Source organism: Liquorilactobacillus sp. (genome assembly GCF_047719775.1).
GTDB lineage: Bacteria > Bacillota > Bacilli > Lactobacillales > Lactobacillaceae > Liquorilactobacillus.
Window position 1 is genome coordinate 15,903 of sequence record NZ_JBDNTS010000013.1, and the last position, 18,582, is coordinate 34,484.

Here is an 18,582-nt window from a genome sequence, read left to right on the forward strand (position 1 = left end):
TTATAATATTCTATTTTTTTAGTATATAATACTTATCATCTGCTGCCTTGCGGGGTTTCCAAATTACAAAGAACCCCCCCCCACCCCCCTGTTCCACACTTATTTAAAATAAGAAGTTGTATTAAGTTGAAATAAAGCCGCAAATAATCAGATTGCTAATGCCAAAAGAGCACTTTTAATTGTATTTCCAAGGTCGATGCAGCCTTCTTTAATCTGTTCCTCTGTAATTCCAGTAAAATTAAGTCTAAGGTGATTTGCTTCTTTTGAAGTTGCAAATAAAGAGGAACCTTCCAAAAAGGCAACTTTTTTTGTTTTGTTTAATAAGTCACGTGCATCAAGTGATTCAGGTAAGTCCACCCAAATGAAAAACCCGCCCTTTGGCTTAGAAAAACTGCATTCTGAAGGAAGATTCTCTGAAAGTCCAGTCAGCATTGCATCCATTTTCTGTTGATAAGCAGTCCTTAGTTCAGAGATATGTGCTGCAAGATCATTATGTTCCAGATACTCATCAATGCCTTCCAACAAAATGTTTGAAGATTGGCAGTCATAAGATAATCTTAGTGATGACAGCTGCTTAACAATTTCTTTGGCACCAACTAACCAACCACAACGAAGAGCAGGTGACAGAATTTTTGAAAAACTTCCTAAAGTAACAACATTCTCAGTTAAGTCAAAGGATTTAATTGAAGGAAGTGAATTACCAGCATAACGCAGTTCACGGTAAGGGTCATCTTCAATAACAATGACATTGTATTTAGAAGCTAATTCAGCAAGTCGTCTTCTTTTCTCGATAGACATACAATAGCCTGTTGGGTTTTGGAAATTGGGGATGGTATAAATGAGTTTGATATCATTGTCCTCCAATGTTTCCTCTAAAACATCGATATTCATCCCGTTGTCTTCCATTGGTATTTCATAATAAGTTGGTTTGTGTTCATTAAATGCTTCAAGTCCACCTGCATATGTAGGTGCTTCAACTACAACGCCGTCGAAATCATCGAGAAAGAGCCCTGCGAGAAGTTTAATTCCTTGTTGTGCACCTTGTGTCAGCATAATGTTTTCGGGCATGCAACTTGTGCCAGTTGTCTTAGTATAATTAGCAATTTTTTGGCGTAATGGTTCATATCCTAACACTGAACGATATTGGAAAATTTCAGCGGATGCATTCTTTATTCTACTCTCGAATGCATTGTTAAGTTCTTTTTTCGGAAAAAGAGCAGGATCTGGATAGCCACCTGCAAATGAAATCAAGTCAGCTCGGCCACTCAACGCGAATAATGCGTCAAGGCTAGTAGGTTCTTGATTTATGCGGCTTGAAAAAGTTGGTATCATAATAAATCCTCCTCAGATATTTTACTTGTTTTGTTGATATTTAAAGTGTACCGTTAATTTTATATTAAGTAAAATTCATTTTTTTCAATTTAAGATGAAGAAAATTCACTATTGAAATATAGAGGTGTTAAATATGTCCACATTTTCTTATGCAGTTTTCAGTGAGGTTGCAAAACGCAAAACCTTTTTTGCTGCAGCAACGCAATTAAATGTTACACCTTCAGCAATCAGCCATTCGATTGCAGGTCTAGAAAAGGAACTTGGATTTGCATTATTTATTCGCAACAGAACAGGAGTAAAGCTGACTCCAGATGGACAAAAGGTCTTACCCGTTATTCAGGATATCTTAAATTCCGAGGCAAAGTTGTCAGAAGAAGCAGCACGAATCAATGGATTAAACCAAGGACGAATTAGAATTGGAGCATTTAGCAGTGTTTGTATCAACTGGTTACCAGATATTATTCAGAGTTTCAAGAAGAAGTATCCAGAGATTGAGTTATCAGTTACACAAGGAAATTTTAATGAGGTTGCGGAACAAGTACGGTTAGGAACGCTTGATATCGGTTTTAGTGCCCTGCCAATCAAGGAAAAATTAGAAGTTTTGCCGTTGCATCGTGATCCAATTTATTGTGTCGCTCCAGAAAGTTTTAATCCACAAGCGGGAGTAGTTACGAAAGAAAACATTAAAAATGAAAATTTTATTTTGCAACAAATAGATTACGATCGTGATACAAAAAGGGCCCTAGATACTTATGATGTTTCAGTTAATTCAATTCAATACAGTATTGATGATGCCTCCATTATTGCCATGGTAGAGAGTGGGTTAGGACTAGGCATTTTACCCGAGCTGGCTTTGCAAAAATTATCAGGAAACGTGAATCACTATCCTTTTAAAGAACATTTTTACCGTACAATCTGCTTGATTTCTCATTTTGAAACGAAACAAACGCCTTCGACGAGAGCATTTGTTAATGAGATTCAAAAATATGTAACAAAACGGTATCCACAAGAGAAAAACGACTAACTGGGTTACTAATGAACCAACTAGCTTTACAGAATTAACAATCTAAGGATATATTCTTTAGATTAAACGGGTGTAAGTCGGCCACCCGATGGTGTAACCACACAAGTAGAAGTCGTAAGACATTTGTACTACTATCCCAAGTAGGATGTTAGTTACAAGGGGGGGGCAAAAGTTAAATTTTGATTCAGTTCCTCTACTTATTCCGTATAAACGTGTTTCATAAGTCAAAATTCTCCGTCTAACTTCGAATTACTCATAGCAAAGTGCTTACTATGTTCGTAATTTCGAGTTAGTACTCAAATTTTCCCGACTTATGGCACACTCCCTAGTCGATATGCTATCATGATAAAATATGATTTCATAAAGTGATATCTATTATAAATTTTGAAGGGGGTAAGTTAATGAGGGAGCTAACCGAAGGAAGTCCAATTAAACTTATTTTAATGTTTACCATTCCATTGTTAGTAGGCAATCTTTTTCAGCAATTATATAGTATTTCGGATACTCTGATTGTTGGACAAACTCTTGGAGTTAATCAATTGGCGGCTGTTGGGGCAACAGGAAGTATCCAATTTTTAATAATTGGTTTTGCTCAAGGATTGACAGCTGGCCTTTCTATCATTACAGCACAATATTTTGGTGCGGGTAATTATCGTAAAGTTCGGCAAAGCTTTGCCATCAGTATTATAATCAGCGCTATTGCAACTGTTATTTTAACTTCTTTGAGTCTTTATTTTATTGGTGATATTTTAAATCTGATGCAGACACCAAAGGCAATTGAAGCTGATGCACAGCTGTTTATCTCAATTATTTTTGGAGGAATCTTCTCTTCTATGGCATTTAATCTATTGGCAAATGTTATTCGTGCACTTGGGGATAGCCGGACACCACTTTATTTTCTGATCGTTGCAGCAGTTGTTAACATTATTCTTGAACTGATTTTTATTTTGGTATTTCATATGGGAGTTGACGGTGCAGGATATGCAACGGTGATTGCCCAAATTTTCTCAGTGATATTATGTATTATTTATATTATGAGAAAGATTCCTTTACTACAGGTCAAGAAAAAAGATTTTACAACTTTCTCAATGAAAGACTTTAGACAGCATCTCTATATTGGATTGCCAATGGCCTTTCAAGCATCAATCATTGCAATTGGCGGTATTATGATTCAATCTGCCTTAAATGGCTTAGGAACAACTGCTGTAGCTGCTACAACGGCAGCAAGCAAGATTGATCAAGTGGCAATTCAACCAATGATGTCTTTTGGGGTCGCGATGGCCACTTTTACTGCCCAAAATTATGGTGCTGGAAAGTATGGCAGAATTATAAAGGGTGTAAAGCAGTGTTTACTGGTTTCTGGTTTATTTAGCATTGTTGCAGGTGCCCTCGTTATCTTTTTTGGGAGGGACTTAGTTGTTTTATTTGTGGGCAATTCAGAAGAAAGAGTATTGCAGTTAGCGCAAGTTTATTTCAATGCTAACAGCAGTCTATATGTGCTTTTAGCAACATTATTTATTTTGCGATATACACTGCAAGGTCTTGGACGCAGTATTATTCCGACCATTGCTGGGATTATGGAGCTATTAATGAGGTGCTTAGCTGCAATTTTCTTAGCAACAACAGTTGGATACGTCGGTGCATGCTTTGCTAATCCGTTGGCGTGGTTAGGTTCTTGTTGTGTATTGATTGTGTCTTATTTTAAAGCAATGCAGATGTTAAAGAAGAAACAATATGAAAAAGATCAGCAAGTATTGTAATTTTTTTAAAAGCATCATGAAAAATCAGTTTAAATTGTTGATTTGCATATTCAAATTTGATATTATGCTAAAGATTATTGAATGAAGGTAGGTAGGTCACATGGAAACAGAATTTGAAATTGGCGAAAAGGTCAAATGCAAAAAGTTTGGAACATTGAGTCATGATTTTATCGGTGCAATAGAAAAAATTTATGAGAATTCAGCAATGGTGGCGATTGTGGAACATGATGCTACTGATGAAGTAGCAGTTAATGATTTTCATAATCGAGTAATTGTAAGACTGAAAGACATGAAAAAAGTTGCTGTAAAATAATACTGACATAGAAAGTGTTTTATGCTATACTACTGTTTGTTGTGCGGGTGTAGTTTAGTGGTAAAATTCCAGCTTCCCAAGCTGATGTCGCGAGTTCGATTCTCGTCACCCGCTTTTATAGCAGTTGCCATACAATCCAATTATGAAAACCAGTAGATTAGTGAATTTTTAAGCAACCTTGGGTTGATGTGAGCCAAGGATTGAAACTAATACGAAACGTATTTTCTAGGAAGACAATTAAATAATGAGTGGATTACTAATCAATTAGAGTGGTACCGCGGGTTTATCTCGTCTCTTACATTTTTTCAAATGTAGGAGTTTTTTTATACACAAAAAAGGAGAAGGTTATGGATTACAAAAAATTAGTTACAGATGCATTAGTTAAAGTTTTAGATGGTCAAATTCAAGAAGACAAAGTTTATCAATTACTTGAAAAACCCAAAAGTTTAGAATTGGGTGATTTTGCTTTTCCAGCTTTTCCATTGGCTAAAGTTATGCATAAAGCACCACAGACGATTGCAGCAGAGATTGTAGCACAGATTGATCAAACTGATTTTCAAAAAATTGCAGCAGTTGGGCCATACGTTAATTTCTTCTTAGACAAGCGTAATTTTAGTGCAGATATTTTGCAGCAAGTCATTGGGGAAGGTACGAAATATGGGAATCAGAATATTGGAAATGCGGGAAATGTACCGATTGATATGTCTTCGCCTAATATCGCCAAGCCAATGTCAATGGGGCATCTGCGTTCTACAGTGATAGGCAACTCAATTGCGAAGATACTGCAAAAAACTAATTATAACCCAATTAAAATTAATCACTTGGGCGACTGGGGTACACAATTTGGTAAGTTGATTGAGGCATATAAGCTTTGGGGCAGTGAAGAAGAGGTTAAGGCAGATCCAATCAATAAGTTACTTGAATATTATGTAAGATTCCATCAAGAAGATGTTGCTCATCCTGAATTAGATGAAGAAGCACGTGCGTGGTTTAAGAAATTAGAAGATGGCGATGAAGAAGCCGTTCATTTGTGGAAATGGTTTCGAGAAGAGTCGCTGAAGTCATTCATGAAAATCTATGGCATATTAGGTGTTGAATTTGATTCATACAACGGAGAGGCTTTTTACAATGACAAGATGAATGAAGTAGTTTCGTTGCTTGAAAAACGTCATTTGTTGAAGGAAAGTCAAGGAGCACAAATTGTTGATCTTGAGAAGTATGATCTTAATCCTGCGTTAATCAAAAAGACAGATGGAGCAACGCTGTACATTACAAGAGACTTGGCGGCTGCAATCTATCGTAAGCGGACTTATGATTTTGCACAATCACTCTACGTTGTTGGGAATGAACAGACAAATCATTTTAAGCAATTAAAAGCTGTCTTGAACGAGATGGGTGAGAGCTGGTCAGAGGATATCCATCATATTCCGTTTGGATTGATTACTCAAGGCGGGAAGAAGCTTTCTACTAGGGCAGGCAGAGTTATCTTGCTGGAAGAGGTTTTGGATGATGCAATCAAGTTAGCTGAAAAACAAATTGCAGCAAAAAATCCTAATTTGAATAATAAGGAAAAGGTTGCGGATCAAGTCGGAGTTGGTGCAGTAATATTCCATGACTTGAAGAACGAAAGAATGAATAATTTTGATTTTGATTTGGAAGAAGTTGTGCGCTTTGAAGGTGAAACAGGGCCATATGTTCAGTATTCACACGCGAGAGCAATGAGTATTTTACGAAAAGCGGATAATCCTGAATTAACTGCTGAGCTGACATATCAATTAGAAGATGAAGATTCATGGGAAGTTATTACTAAAATTGCAGCATTCCCAGCTGTAATTAAGCGTGCTGCTGAAGAATACGAACCATCAGTCGTTGCCAAATATTCTTTGCATCTTGCAAAAGCGTTCAACAAGTATTATGCACATACAAAAATTTTGGTCGAAGACAAACAAACGCTTTCAAGGCTTGCGCTAGTGCAGAGCGTTGCAACAGTGTTAAATGAGTCACTGCGTTTGTTAGGTGTGCAGGCACCTGAAGAAATGTAATTGTTGTATTCTAAATTATAAAATAACCAATTGCTTTCCATGTTGGATAGAAAAACATGGACTTATTCAGGTATTTAGACAGAAACAATAATGGGGCTGAATCAAATTTTAATTTTTGACACAGCTCTGTTTTGGTGTATGAATCAGCTTTAATATGGTGGCTAGAATCATTTGTATTATACAAAGTAGCATGTTTTATGTTGACATAACATAGTTTTACAACGTAGAATACAAACGTATGGATAAATTAAAATACATCTAAAAAGTAATGATTGTTTATTTTTTAATCATTTTTTGACGATGTGGAGGTGAAAGTTTGATTTTTGCAATTATTATCCTCGCCATCGCTATTATAACTTTTGGAATTGGATTTGCTGGGGGCATTGTAGCTCATAAGAAGAGTTACGAGAAAACACTCGATATTGCTTCGCAAACTGCGCAAGGGATCTTGAAGAATGCTGAAAAAGAGGCAGAGACACAAAAAAAAGAAGCTATTTTAGAAGCTAAGGATGAGAGTCATCGTTATCGTGGCGAGATAGAAAGTGAATTAAAGGAACGTAGATCAGAGGTTCAAAAACAAGAAAATCGGTTACTACAAAGAGAGGAAAATCTTGATAGAAAAGACGGAATACTTGAAAAACGCGAGCAAAGCCTGATTCAAAAAGAAAATCACATGGAACAGCAACAAAAAGAAATTGAAAAGAAACAAGCAAAAGCTGATTCATTGGTTAATGAACAAGCATTAGAATTAGAAAGAGTTGCAGAATTATCACATGAGGATGCTCATAAGATAGTGATGTCTGAAACAAAAGAAGCATTAAGTCATGAGATGGCAGTTATGATTAAGGATAGCGAAGATGAAGCAAAGGCAAGTGCTGATCGGACTGCCAAAATTTTAATTGCACAGGCTATTCAAAGAAGTGCTGCGGATACAGTTTCAGAAACAACTGTGTCAGTAGTTTCATTACCAAATGACGAGATGAAAGGCCGCATTATTGGGCGTGAAGGCCGTAACATTCGAACGTTAGAGACACTGACAGGGATTGATTTGATTATTGATGATACTCCAGAAGCTGTTGTTTTGAGTGGATTTGATCCGATTAGAAGAGAAATCGCTAAGCTGACGCTTGAAAAACTGATTCAAGATGGTCGGATTCATCCTGCCAGAATTGAAGAGATGGTGGAGAAGTCTACCAAAGAAATGGATGCAAAGGTTCGTGATGTTGGTGAAGAGGCCATTTTTGAATTAGGACTACATTCAATTCATCCTGACTTGATTAAAACAATTGGACGTTTGAAGTTCCGGACCAGTTACGGTCAAAATGTACTTGACCATTCGATTGAGGTGGCTAAAATCACGGGTGTATTGGCAGCTGAACTGGGTGAAGATGTTAATTTGGCAAAGCGTGCAGGTTTGCTGCATGATATTGGCAAAGCAATTGATCATGAGGTTGATGGTTCGCATGTTCAAATTGGTGTTGAGCTTACTAAGAAGTACCATGAAAGTGACACAGTTATTAATACAATTGCTTCACATCATGGAGATGTTGAGGCTAAATATACAATTGCTGTCTTGGTAGCAGCTGCAGATGCAATCTCTGCAGCTAGACCAGGTGCTCGAAGTGAGTCGCTTGAAAGTTATATCCACAGACTTGAAAAGCTTGAAGAAATTACTAATGCCTTTGCTGGTGTTAAGAAGAGTTATGCAATTCAAGCTGGACGTGAGGTACGTGTGATTGTTAAGCCCAATGAAGTTAGTGACTTGGAATCAACAGTGTTGGCACGGGATATTAAAAACCAAATCGAGGAAGAGATGGAATATCCTGGCCACATTAAAGTTACTGTTATCAGGGAAATTCGTGCGATTGAATACGCTAAGTAAGCAAATGGTTTCTTGTAGTTGTACTATCTTGTAATAAGAAAATTTTTGAAAAGTTTAAGAATTTGTAAATGCGATTGAATATGGAAGCTGTGACACTGTAACAAGTCTGTCGCAGCTTTTTTGATTGGGAGTGTGCATAAGTCGGGAAAATTTGAGTACTAACTCGAAATTACGAACATGGCGAGTACTTTGCTATGAGTAATTCGAAGTTAGACGGAGAATTTTGACTTATGAAACACGTTTATACGGAATAAGTAGAGGAACTGAATCAAAATTTAACTTTTGACCCAGTTCCTTTTTTGATTGTTCAAATAAAATTAGTAAAAAAGCACATCAAGGTGCACAACAATTCAAGAAAAATGCTAGAATTAAGATTATGAGTTTTGTAGAAAAGAGGAAAAAAATGCGAATTTTGTTCATTGGTGATGTTATGGGGAATTCTGGTCAGAATATGATTGAAGAATATCTTCCTAAATTAAAAAGAAAATTTCACCCACAAGCAACGATCGTTAACGCAGAAAATGCAACAAGAGGAAGAGGAATTAATGAAAAAGTCTACAAAAAGATTCTAAGCTTAGGAGCAGATGTTATTACAATGGGTAATCATGTCTGGGATAATCCAGAAATAAATGAATTTATAGGCAGTGCAAAAAAAATGGTTCGGCCTGCTAATCTACCTGCAGGCAAGGTGCCAGGTGTTGGCCATACGATAATGCAAATAAACCAACAAAAGCTCGCTGTAATTAATATGCAGGGAAGAGTTTTTATGACCCCGTCTGACGATCCTTTTGCTGTTGCAACAGCATTAATTACTGAAATAAAAAAAGAAACAGATTTTATTTTTGTTGATTTTCATGCTGAAACAACAAGTGAAAAGCAGGCCTTTGCCTGGTTTTTTGATGGTCAGATTTCTGCCGTTGTTGGGACACATACACATGTCCAAACAAATGATGCACGAGTTTTACCGCAAGGGACGGCATTTTTGGCTGATGTTGGAATGACAGGACCTTACGACGGTATTATTGGAATGCGACGTGAAAATGTAATTGAAAGATTCCTTAATCAAATGCCAACAAGATTTGAAGTTGATGAAGACGGAAGACAAAGTCTATCAGGATGTATAATTGATTTAAAGGATGATGGGACTGCGAAGAAGATTCAAGCTATTCAAATTAATGCAGATCATCCTTTTGAGGATTAAAAAGGAGTAAAGGAGGCTAAGGGATGCCACAGAAAACAAAGAATACCCCGATGATGGAGCAATATTTAAAGATTAAGGAACAATATTCTGATGCTTTTTTGTTTTACCGGTTGGGTGATTTTTATGAAATGTTTTATGATGATGCAATCAAGGGTTCACAATTATTAGAACTAACCTTGACCACCCGTAACAAAAATGCTGCTGATAAAATTCCAATGTGTGGTGTTCCTCATCATGCAGCACAGAACTATATTGATATTTTAGTTGAACAAGGTTATAAAGTTGCAATTTGTGAGCAGATGGAAGATCCTAAGCTTGCACAGGGAATGGTAAAACGTGAAGTAATTCAGCTGGTTACACCAGGAACAATGATTGATAATTCAGTGAATGAAGCAAAAAAAAATAATTATTTGACTGCACTTCATCAAGAAGGAAAGCTATATGGTTTTGCATATACTGATTTATCCACGGGTGAACTAAAATCTGCAACTTTAAGCTCACTTGAACAGGTAACTAACGAATTAATTAGTTTGCAAACCAAGGAACTGGTTGTGAATCAGACAGTAACAACGGCGACTTTGGAAGATTTAGCGCCATTAAAAATTTTGATTTCACGACAAAATGAGACTACTGAAAATGCTGAATTTAATTATGCGATTCAAGATTTGAAGGATACACTAGAAATTGATACGGTCCGATATTTAATCAGTTATTTGAGTACTACGCAAAAGCGCAGTTTAGGACACTTGCAACGCGCAATTCATTACGAACCAAGATATTTTCTTAAAATGGATCATTATTCAAAGCGAAATCTGGAGCTACTTGAGAACAGCCGTACTGGAAAAAAGGCAGGAACATTATTATGGCTGCTTGATGAGACTAGGACTGCGATGGGCGGTAGATTATTAAAACAATGGATTGATCGACCATTATTGGAAAAAGATAAAATTACAAGACGTTACAAGATGGTCAAGTTACTGCTGGATCATTATTTTGAACGCAGTGCATTGCAAGAAGATTTGACTCAAGTATATGATTTAGAACGGCTTGCTGGCAGGGTAGCTTTTGGCAGTGTTAACGGGCGTGATTTGATTCAGTTAAAGCAGTCTTTGCAACAAGTACCTAAGATTAAATACGTCTTAGAGACGATCAATGATAATTCATTGACACCAATTATTGAAGAACTAGACCCAGTGGAAGATGTAGTTGATTTGATTGAGCAAGCAGTTGTTGATGAGCCGCCGTTATCAGTTACAGATGGTGGTCTGATTAAAGAAGGATATAATTCCGAACTTGATGGCTATACTGATGCTATGAAAAATGGCAAGCAATGGTTAGCACAAATGCAAAAAGAGGAGCGGAATGCAACTGGAATATCAACACTTAAGATTGGATTTAACAGGGTTTTCGGGTATTTTATTGAAGTCTCAAAAGCCAACCTAGCTAAGTTGCCAGAAGAGAGGTATCAGCGCAAACAAACACTGACAAATGCCGAAAGATTTATTACACCAGAACTGAAAGAAAAAGAAGAATTGATTCTTGGTGCACAGGGGAAGGCCACTGACTTGGAGTATCGGCTATTTGTTGATATTCGCGAACGAATTAAAGATCAGATTAAACGTCTGCAAAGACTTGCAAAGGCAATCGCTGCATTAGATGTTGTACAGGGCTTCGCTGTAGTTAGTGAGCGACAGCATTTTGTTATGCCAAAGTTAATTGAAAATGGTAATGATATTGAAGTTACGGATGGCTGGCATCCGGTTGTACAGGAAGTTATGGGTAAACAAAGTTATGTTCCTAATGATGTAGTAATGCCTAAGGACTTGAGTGTTTTATTGATTACTGGGCCAAATATGTCGGGTAAAAGCACTTACATGAGACAGCTTGCGTTAACAGTAGTTATGGCCCAAATTGGTTGTTTTGTACCAGCTAGTTCTGCAAAATTACCGCTTTTTGATCAGATTTTTACAAGAATTGGGGCAGCTGACGACTTGATTGCTGGTCAATCGACATTCATGGTAGAGATGAAAGAAGCCAATCAGGCACTTGCACATGCCACGAAAAATTCGCTTATCTTATTTGATGAGATTGGTAGAGGAACTGCAACCTATGACGGAATGGCACTCGCACAGGCAATTATTGAGTACGTGCACAATCATGTCCATGCTAAGACACTGTTTTCTACACATTATCATGAACTTACAGGCTTGGCGGCAACACTGTCTGAATTGGAGAACATTCATGTTGGGGCAGTTGAAAAAAATGGTGATTTGATATTTCTGCATAAAATGCAGGCAGGTCCAGCCGATAAATCATATGGTATTCATGTTGCAAAGTTAGCAGGAATGCCAACTGAGCTGCTAGAGCGTGCCACTGAAATTCTTACTGCACTCGAGAGGGATGGAAAAGATGCTCCCAAGGCAACGACCAGCTTAGATGTTATCCGAGCAGAACAGAAAGAAAAAGTTCAACCCGATTCGGAGATAGTTGAAGAGGAACAGCTTTCCTTATTTGGTCCCCCAGAAAAGAAGTTAGCAAATAAAAAAGAGAAAATTATGCATAAAATCAAAGATGCAGACTTAATGTCACTGACTCCACTTGAAGCATTTAATAAATTGTATGAATGGCAAAAGGAATTAAGGAAGTAACTAGAAGGTTAGATTGGAGGTGCCTATCTTGGGGAAAATCCATGAATTAACAGATATATTAGCTGATCAGATTGCAGCGGGCGAGGTTGTTGAGCGCCCAGCTTCTGTTGTCAAAGAACTAGTTGAGAATGCAATTGATGCTCACAGTTCACAGATTGATGTTTTAGTGGAAGAAGGCGGATTAACTAAGATTCAAGTTATTGATAATGGAGACGGGATTGTAGATAGCGATGTGGAACTCGCTTTTAAAAGGCATTCGACTAGTAAAATCTTGACGAAAAAGGACTTATTCAAAATCAGAACACTTGGTTTTAGAGGAGAGGCCCTTCCAAGTATTGCATCAGTAGCAGAAGTTGAGTTGGAAACAACTACTAAAGATGCTGCTGGTACAGCTATTAAGATTAAGGGTGGTCAGATTCTTGAAAAGAAGATGGTATCACGCTCGCAAGGAACAACGATCACTGTAGCTGACCTTTTTTTTAATACACCTGCCAGGTTGAAATATCTTAAAAGTATTCAAACTGAATTAGCTGCAATCAGTGACATCATGAATCGTTTGGTGGTAAGCAACACGAATATAGCTTTTTCATTTTCAAGCAATGGTAAAATTTTGTTGCAGACTGCTGGTAATGGGAACTTACAACAGACAATTAGCGCAATCTATGGTGTTAATAATGCTAGGAAGATGCTGGCTTTTTCGAATGAAGATCTTGATTTTAAGATTAGTGGGTTTGTATCTTTGCCTGAATTAACGAGAGCATCTAAGAATTATATTAGTATCCTGATTAATGGTAGGTATATTAGAAATTATCAACTGACAAATGCTATTATTAAAGGATATGGATCTAAGCTGATGGTTGGTCGCTATCCATTTGCTGTCCTCGCAATTTTTTTGGACCCACTTTTGATTGATGTCAATGTTCATCCTACAAAGCAAGAAGTCAGAATTAGCAAGGAAGAACAGCTTGGGGCACTCATACGAACAAGTATTGCACAAAGAATTGCGCCAGAGAACCTAATTCCCAATGCGTTAAAGAACCTTGAAAAAAAAGAGAAATCCACGGTTAATTTAAAACAATTAGAGATTGATTTGAATGAGTCCTCTAGATTCTACCAAACAAAAAATGGAAAAACTGGACACTCGCAAAAAACAGAAGAATTCATTGATGGAGAGCCGGTTGTGGAAACAAGCAAGAACGTGCAACCGGGTAAGAAAGAAAGTAAGGACATTGTCCCTGATGTTTTTGTAGTTGAAAAGAAAACTGACTTGGCAACTAATTTAGTTGAATGGGATAAAAAGTACGGGATTGAACGCAGTGCAAGTCAAAATAATGCTGAAACTCCGGTAAAAGAAATTGAATTAACAGAGGCAAAAGACAAAAAGAGATTTCCAGACTTAGTATATATTGGGCAGATGCACGGGACATATCTCTTTGCACAAAGTGATGACGGTTTATATATTGTTGATCAGCATGCGGCACAGGAACGCTGTAAATATGAATTTTACCGCAAAAAGATTGGTGAAGTTGGAACCAGCCAGCAAAGTTTGTTAGTTCCAATTGTGCTGGATTATTCTACAAGCGATATTTTGTTGATAAATCAAAGCCTTGACAAGCTCGCGGCGATTGGAATCAACCTTGAAGAATTTGGCAGAAATAGCTACATTGTTCATCAACATCCCACTTGGTTTAAAGCAGGACAGGAAGAATCAATTTTGCGTGAATTAATTGATTATATCTTGAAAGACGGTAGGATTGATATTGCGACTTATCGCGAAAAAACGGCTATCATGATGAGTTGTAAAAGGTCAATAAAGGCAAATCATCATTTGGATAACTTGCAGGCGAAAGCATTGTTAGAAGAATTGAAGAGTTGCGAGAATCCATTTAATTGTCCCCACGGACGGCCAGTATTGGTACACTTCAGCAATTCAGATATGGAACATATGTTTAAGCGAATTCAAGATTCGCATCAGAGTCAGCGTGCGCTGGATTAAAGAAGGGAATATTAAGCATGTACGAATATTTTGCTGGATCAATTACAAACGTTACACCTTATTATATCGTTATTGAAATTCAAGGTATTGGCTTCCAAGTCTATGTTGCAAATCCATTCAGGTACCATGTTGATTTAAAAAAACAAAAAAGGGTATATATTTATCAAGCTGTGCGTGAAAACGCAATTACCTTGTATGGCTTTTGGGATCTTTCTGAGAAGAACCTCTTTTTGAAGTTATTAAATGTTTCTGGAATTGGTCCAAAAAGTGCATTAGCTATCTTGGCCAGCGACAATCATTTAGGGTTAGTTGAAGCAATTAATGGCGAAAATGTTGTCTACTTGACTAAATTTCCTGGTGTAGGTAAGAAGACCGCACAACAAATCGTATTAGATTTAAAGGGAAAATTGGATGATCTTAGTGAACAAAGCAACTTGGAGGGACAACAGAGTTTAGACTTAGAGGTTGCAGGTATCCCTAACAATAATCTTGCTGAGGCACTCGCAGCCCTTGATGCATTAGGGTATACTAAGACAGAAACTAGAAAGATAACAAAACAATTAAAGCAGGTGGATGCTGCTTCGACTGACGATTATTTGCGAGCAGCACTTAAATTGCTGATGCATAACTAAATTTAGAAGAAAGGAGGACTTGTAATGGTTGAGAAAGATCGTGTTGTTTCGGGTGATTCGCAATTTGAAGACGATGAGAATGAATTATCTTTGCGACCACGTTTCTTTGCACAATATATAGGGCAGCAGAACTTAAAAAATGAATTGGCTGTGTATATTGAAGCAGCTAAAGCTAGAGAGGAAGCACTTGATCACGTGCTTTTATATGGTCCTCCGGGACTTGGTAAAACTACACTCGCAATGGTGATTGCTAACGAGATGCAAGTACAGATTAAAACAACGAGCGGCCCAGCAATCGAACGTCCCGGTGATCTGGTCGCACTTTTGAATGAACTTGAAGCTGGTGATGTATTATTTATTGATGAGATTCATCGACTCCCAAGAGTGGTTGAAGAAGTTCTGTATTCAGCGATGGAAGACTATTTTGTAGATATTGTGATAGGGCAAGGACCGACCGCACATCCGGTTCACTTTACATTACCGCCTTTTACATTGATTGGAGCAACCACTCGTGCAGGGCTGCTCTCAGCACCATTGAGAGATCGTTTCGGGATAATTGCACGCATGAATTATTACTCTGAAGCGGAACTTGCACAGATTGTTGTTCGTTCTGCTGGAATATTTAATTCAAAGATTACTCCTGAAGGTGCAAAGAAGATTGCATTACGTTCACGTGGGACACCACGAATTGCTAATCGATTGCTAAAACGTGTCCGGGATTTTGCACAGGTAGCAAAAAAGAGAGTTATTGAAGAAGGAATTGTTAGTTCTTCATTGGACCAGTTGCGTGTAGATAATAAGGGGCTTGATGCCACGGACCGTAAGATATTGAAGATGATGATTAGTTTTTATGGCGGTGGTCCAGTAGGGGTAAATACAATCGCAGCAAATGTTGGAGAGGATGTTGAGACAATTATCGATATGATAGAACCTTATCTTCTTCAAATCGGTTTTATCAAGCGTACTCCGAGAGGACGGGTTGTCACAACAGCAGCATATGAACATCTTGGAATTGCAATAGGGAAAAATAATTATTGAAAAGGGTGGCTATTTTGTCAGAGAAACATCTAACAACAGAGGATTTTGATTATGATTTACCACAAGAATTGATTGCACAAACTCCATTGAAAGAACGTGATCATTCTAGAATGCTGATTTTGGATAGTAAATCGGGTGAGTATAAGGATGATATCTTCTATAATGTGATTGATCAATTAAATTCTGGAGATGCACTTGTAATGAATGATTCACGAGTTATGCCTGCCCGTATTTATGGTACAAAGCCGGATACAGAAGGCCATCTGGAGGTACTATTACTTAATAATACAGAAGGAGACAACTGGGAAACACTGGTTAAACCTGCAAAAAGAGCAAAAGTTGGTACTAGAATTAACTTTGGTGATGGGCAGCTCAGTGCAGTAGTCACACAAGAACTGGAACATGGTGGACGTATGATTCGCTTTGAGTATGCTGGTATTTTCATGGAGATTTTAGACAAATTGGGTGAAATGCCATTGCCGCCTTACATTAAGGAAAAATTGGATGATCCTGAAATGTATCAAACAGTTTATTCACGAGAAGTTGGTTCAGCTGCGGCTCCAACTGCTGGATTGCACTTTACAAAGGAATTGCTACAAAAAATTGAAGACAAGGGAATTCACTTAGTTTATTTGACATTACATGTAGGCCTAGGGACGTTTAGACCGGTTAGCGTTGATAATATTGAAGATCATAAAATGCACAGTGAATTCTATCGTTTGAATGCAGATGCTGCAAAAGTACTGAATGATGTTCGTAAAAATGGTGGTAAGATTGTTGCAACAGGGACGACTTCTATCAGAACGCTTGAGACAATTGGTTCCAAATTTGGTGGAGAAATTAAGCCTGATAGTGGGTGGACAGATATTTTTATTAAACCCGGCTACGAATGGAAAGTGGTTCAAGCATTCATCACGAATTTCCATCTACCCAAATCAACACTTGTAATGCTTGTTTCTGCATTTACTGGGCGAGAGAACATCTTGAATGCATATAAGCATGCTGTCGATGAAAAGTATCGTTTCTTTAGCTTTGGAGATGCAATGTTTATTAAATAATTAATTGTTTTTAGAAATGGAGAATTCAAATGACTGAACCGGCGATAAAATATCGTTTAATCAAAAAAGAAAAGCACACTGGGGCGCGTTTAGGGGAAATCATTACACCTCATGGGACCTTTCCTACACCGATGTTCATGCCTGTTGGAACGCAAGCATCTGTGAAATCCTTAGCTCCTGAGGAACTTGATAAGATGGGGGCTAACATAATCCTTTCTAATACATATCATCTTTGGCTAAGACCTGGAGAAGATATTGTAGAAGAAGCAGGCGGCTTGCACCAATTTATGAATTGGAAAAAAGGAATTTTGACGGATTCAGGTGGATTCCAAGTCTTTTCACTTGCAAAGATGCGTGATATTACTGAACAAGGGGTACACTTTAAGAGTCATCTAAGTGGGGAGAACCTGTTCTTGTCTCCCGAAAAAGCAATCCATATTCAAAATGCACTCGGATCGGATATCATGATGAGTTTTGATGAGTGCCCTCCTTTTTTTGAGAGCTATGAGTATATTAAAAAATCGGTTGAACGGACAAGTCGTTGGGCGGAACGTGGCTTAAATGCTCATTTACATCCTGAACGTCAGGGATTGTTTGGCATTGTTCAAGGTGGAGGGCATCAAGAGTTACGTGAGTTGAGTGCGAGACAATTAGTTTCATTGGATTTCCCCGGTTATTCAATTGGAGGTCTTTCTGTTGGCGAAAGCAAGGCAGAGATGAACCATGTCCTAGATTTCACGACACCGCTTCTTCCAGAAAATAAGCCACGTTATCTAATGGGAGTAGGATCTGCGGATGCGCTGATTGATGGGGTAATCCGTGGGGTCGATATGTTTGACTGTGTCTTACCGACGCGTATTGCACGTAATGGAACTTGTATGACTTCACATGGACGCTTAGTGGTAAAAAATGCTGTATATGCACGCGATTTTAGGCCCCTTGATGAGAATTGTGCTTGCTATACGTGTCGCAATTTTACAAGAGCCTATATTCGTCATTTGATAAAAGCAGATGAAATCTTTGGCTTACGTTTAGCAAGTTATCACAATCTTTATTTCTTGTTGAACTTAATGAAGAAGGTGCGCCAGGCAATTTTGGATGACAATTTACTAGAGTTTAGGGAAGCTTTCTTTGAAGAATATGGGTTTAATGAAAAAAATGCACGCAATTTTTAATTTTTTTACAAAAATACTAGCAACTAACACAAATCTTTGCTAAAGTTAAGCTTAGTAATACTAATAGGAGTGAATATAAAATGAACAGTACTTTATCAACAGTTATAATGTTTGTTGCAATCATGGCTTTGATGTATTTCATGATGATCCGTCCACAAAAGAAGCAACAGCAAAAGCGTAAAGAAATGATGAACCAGTTAAAAAAAGGTGATCAGGTAACTACAATTGGGCGTTTACATGGTGTTGTTGACAGTATTAATGATGCTGATCAGACAGTGACACTTGATTGTGAAGGCATTTTTCTGACATTTGACCGAACAGCTATTGGACGTGTCATTCCAGCTGGAGAAGCTGCGACTACCAAGGAAACAACAGTTGTTGAAAAGCCAAAGACGATAGAAAAAACAGAAAATAATTCTGAAGATGAAACAAAGTAATTAACTTTTGACCAGTCCTGACCAGGTCTAACTCGATTAGGTTA

14 protein-coding genes and 1 tRNA gene are annotated in these 18,582 nt (G+C 37.7%); 14 read left to right on the top strand and 1 reads right to left on the bottom strand.

Annotation, left to right across the window (positions count from 1 at the left end; translation table 11 throughout):
- Window positions 1–147: 147 nt before the first annotated feature.
- The gene (locus ABF682_RS07915) at window positions 148–1,332 is read right to left on the bottom strand and encodes a PLP-dependent aminotransferase family protein (protein WP_415619464.1); all 1,185 of its coding nucleotides are present in this window, start codon (window positions 1,330–1,332) and stop codon (window positions 148–150) included.
- Window positions 1,333–1,465: 133 nt separating this feature from the next.
- On the opposite strand from ABF682_RS07915, the gene ABF682_RS07920 reads away from it, so the two are divergent.
- The 14 genes from ABF682_RS07920 to yajC all read left to right on the top strand — a co-directional run bounded on the left by ABF682_RS07920 (window position 1,466) and on the right by yajC (window position 18,538).
- Window positions 1,466–2,356 (top strand): LysR family transcriptional regulator, encoded by an 891-nt coding sequence (locus ABF682_RS07920; protein WP_289978090.1) that lies wholly within the window; start codon window positions 1,466–1,468, stop codon window positions 2,354–2,356.
- Window positions 2,357–2,757: 401 nt separating this feature from the next.
- Entirely contained in the window at window positions 2,758–4,116 is a 1,359-nt protein-coding gene (locus ABF682_RS07925; protein WP_289978091.1) for an MATE family efflux transporter, read from the top strand.
- A gap of 100 nt (window positions 4,117–4,216) precedes the next feature.
- The gene (locus ABF682_RS07930) at window positions 4,217–4,429 is read left to right on the top strand and encodes a DUF2187 domain-containing protein (RefSeq protein WP_289978094.1); all 213 of its coding nucleotides are present in this window, start codon (window positions 4,217–4,219) and stop codon (window positions 4,427–4,429) included.
- A gap of 43 nt (window positions 4,430–4,472) precedes the next feature.
- Window positions 4,473–4,543 (top strand) — tRNA-Gly (locus ABF682_RS07935).
- A 233-nt stretch (window positions 4,544–4,776) separates the two neighbouring features.
- Window positions 4,777–6,471, top strand: a complete 1,695-nt coding sequence (argS, locus tag ABF682_RS07940) for an arginine--tRNA ligase (protein ID WP_289978095.1) — start codon at window positions 4,777–4,779, stop codon at window positions 6,469–6,471.
- Between the two features lie 316 nt (window positions 6,472–6,787).
- Window positions 6,788–8,353, top strand: coding sequence for a ribonuclease Y (rny, locus tag ABF682_RS07945; RefSeq protein ID WP_289978097.1), 1,566 nt, complete (start codon window positions 6,788–6,790; stop codon window positions 8,351–8,353).
- Window positions 8,354–8,756: 403 nt separating this feature from the next.
- Window positions 8,757–9,554: a TIGR00282 family metallophosphoesterase gene (locus ABF682_RS07950; protein ID WP_289978100.1), complete on the top strand. Its 798-nt coding sequence runs from the start codon at window positions 8,757–8,759 to the stop codon at window positions 9,552–9,554.
- Window positions 9,555–9,577: 23 nt separating this feature from the next.
- Entirely contained in the window at window positions 9,578–12,202 is a 2,625-nt protein-coding gene (gene mutS, locus ABF682_RS07955; protein WP_289978102.1) for a DNA mismatch repair protein MutS, read from the top strand.
- 28 nt (window positions 12,203–12,230) lie between these two features.
- Window positions 12,231–14,198, top strand: coding sequence for a DNA mismatch repair endonuclease MutL (gene mutL, locus ABF682_RS07960; protein ID WP_415619465.1), 1,968 nt, complete (start codon window positions 12,231–12,233; stop codon window positions 14,196–14,198).
- Window positions 14,199–14,215: 17 nt separating this feature from the next.
- On the top strand, window positions 14,216–14,830 hold the full coding sequence (gene ruvA, locus ABF682_RS07965; protein WP_289978109.1) for a Holliday junction branch migration protein RuvA: 615 nt from the start codon (window positions 14,216–14,218) through the stop codon (window positions 14,828–14,830).
- Between the two features lie 24 nt (window positions 14,831–14,854).
- A complete protein-coding gene (gene ruvB / locus ABF682_RS07970; protein WP_415619466.1) occupies window positions 14,855–15,868 on the top strand; it encodes a Holliday junction branch migration DNA helicase RuvB in 1,014 nt (337 codons plus the stop codon).
- Between the two features lie 14 nt (window positions 15,869–15,882).
- A complete protein-coding gene (queA, locus tag ABF682_RS07975; RefSeq protein ID WP_289978113.1) occupies window positions 15,883–16,926 on the top strand; it encodes a tRNA preQ1(34) S-adenosylmethionine ribosyltransferase-isomerase QueA in 1,044 nt (347 codons plus the stop codon).
- A gap of 29 nt (window positions 16,927–16,955) precedes the next feature.
- Window positions 16,956–18,101 (top strand): tRNA guanosine(34) transglycosylase Tgt, encoded by a 1,146-nt coding sequence (tgt, locus tag ABF682_RS07980; protein WP_289978114.1) that lies wholly within the window; start codon window positions 16,956–16,958, stop codon window positions 18,099–18,101.
- 80 nt (window positions 18,102–18,181) lie between these two features.
- Entirely contained in the window at window positions 18,182–18,538 is a 357-nt protein-coding gene (gene yajC / locus ABF682_RS07985; RefSeq protein ID WP_289978116.1) for a preprotein translocase subunit YajC, read from the top strand.
- Window positions 18,539–18,582: the final 44 nt, after the last annotated feature.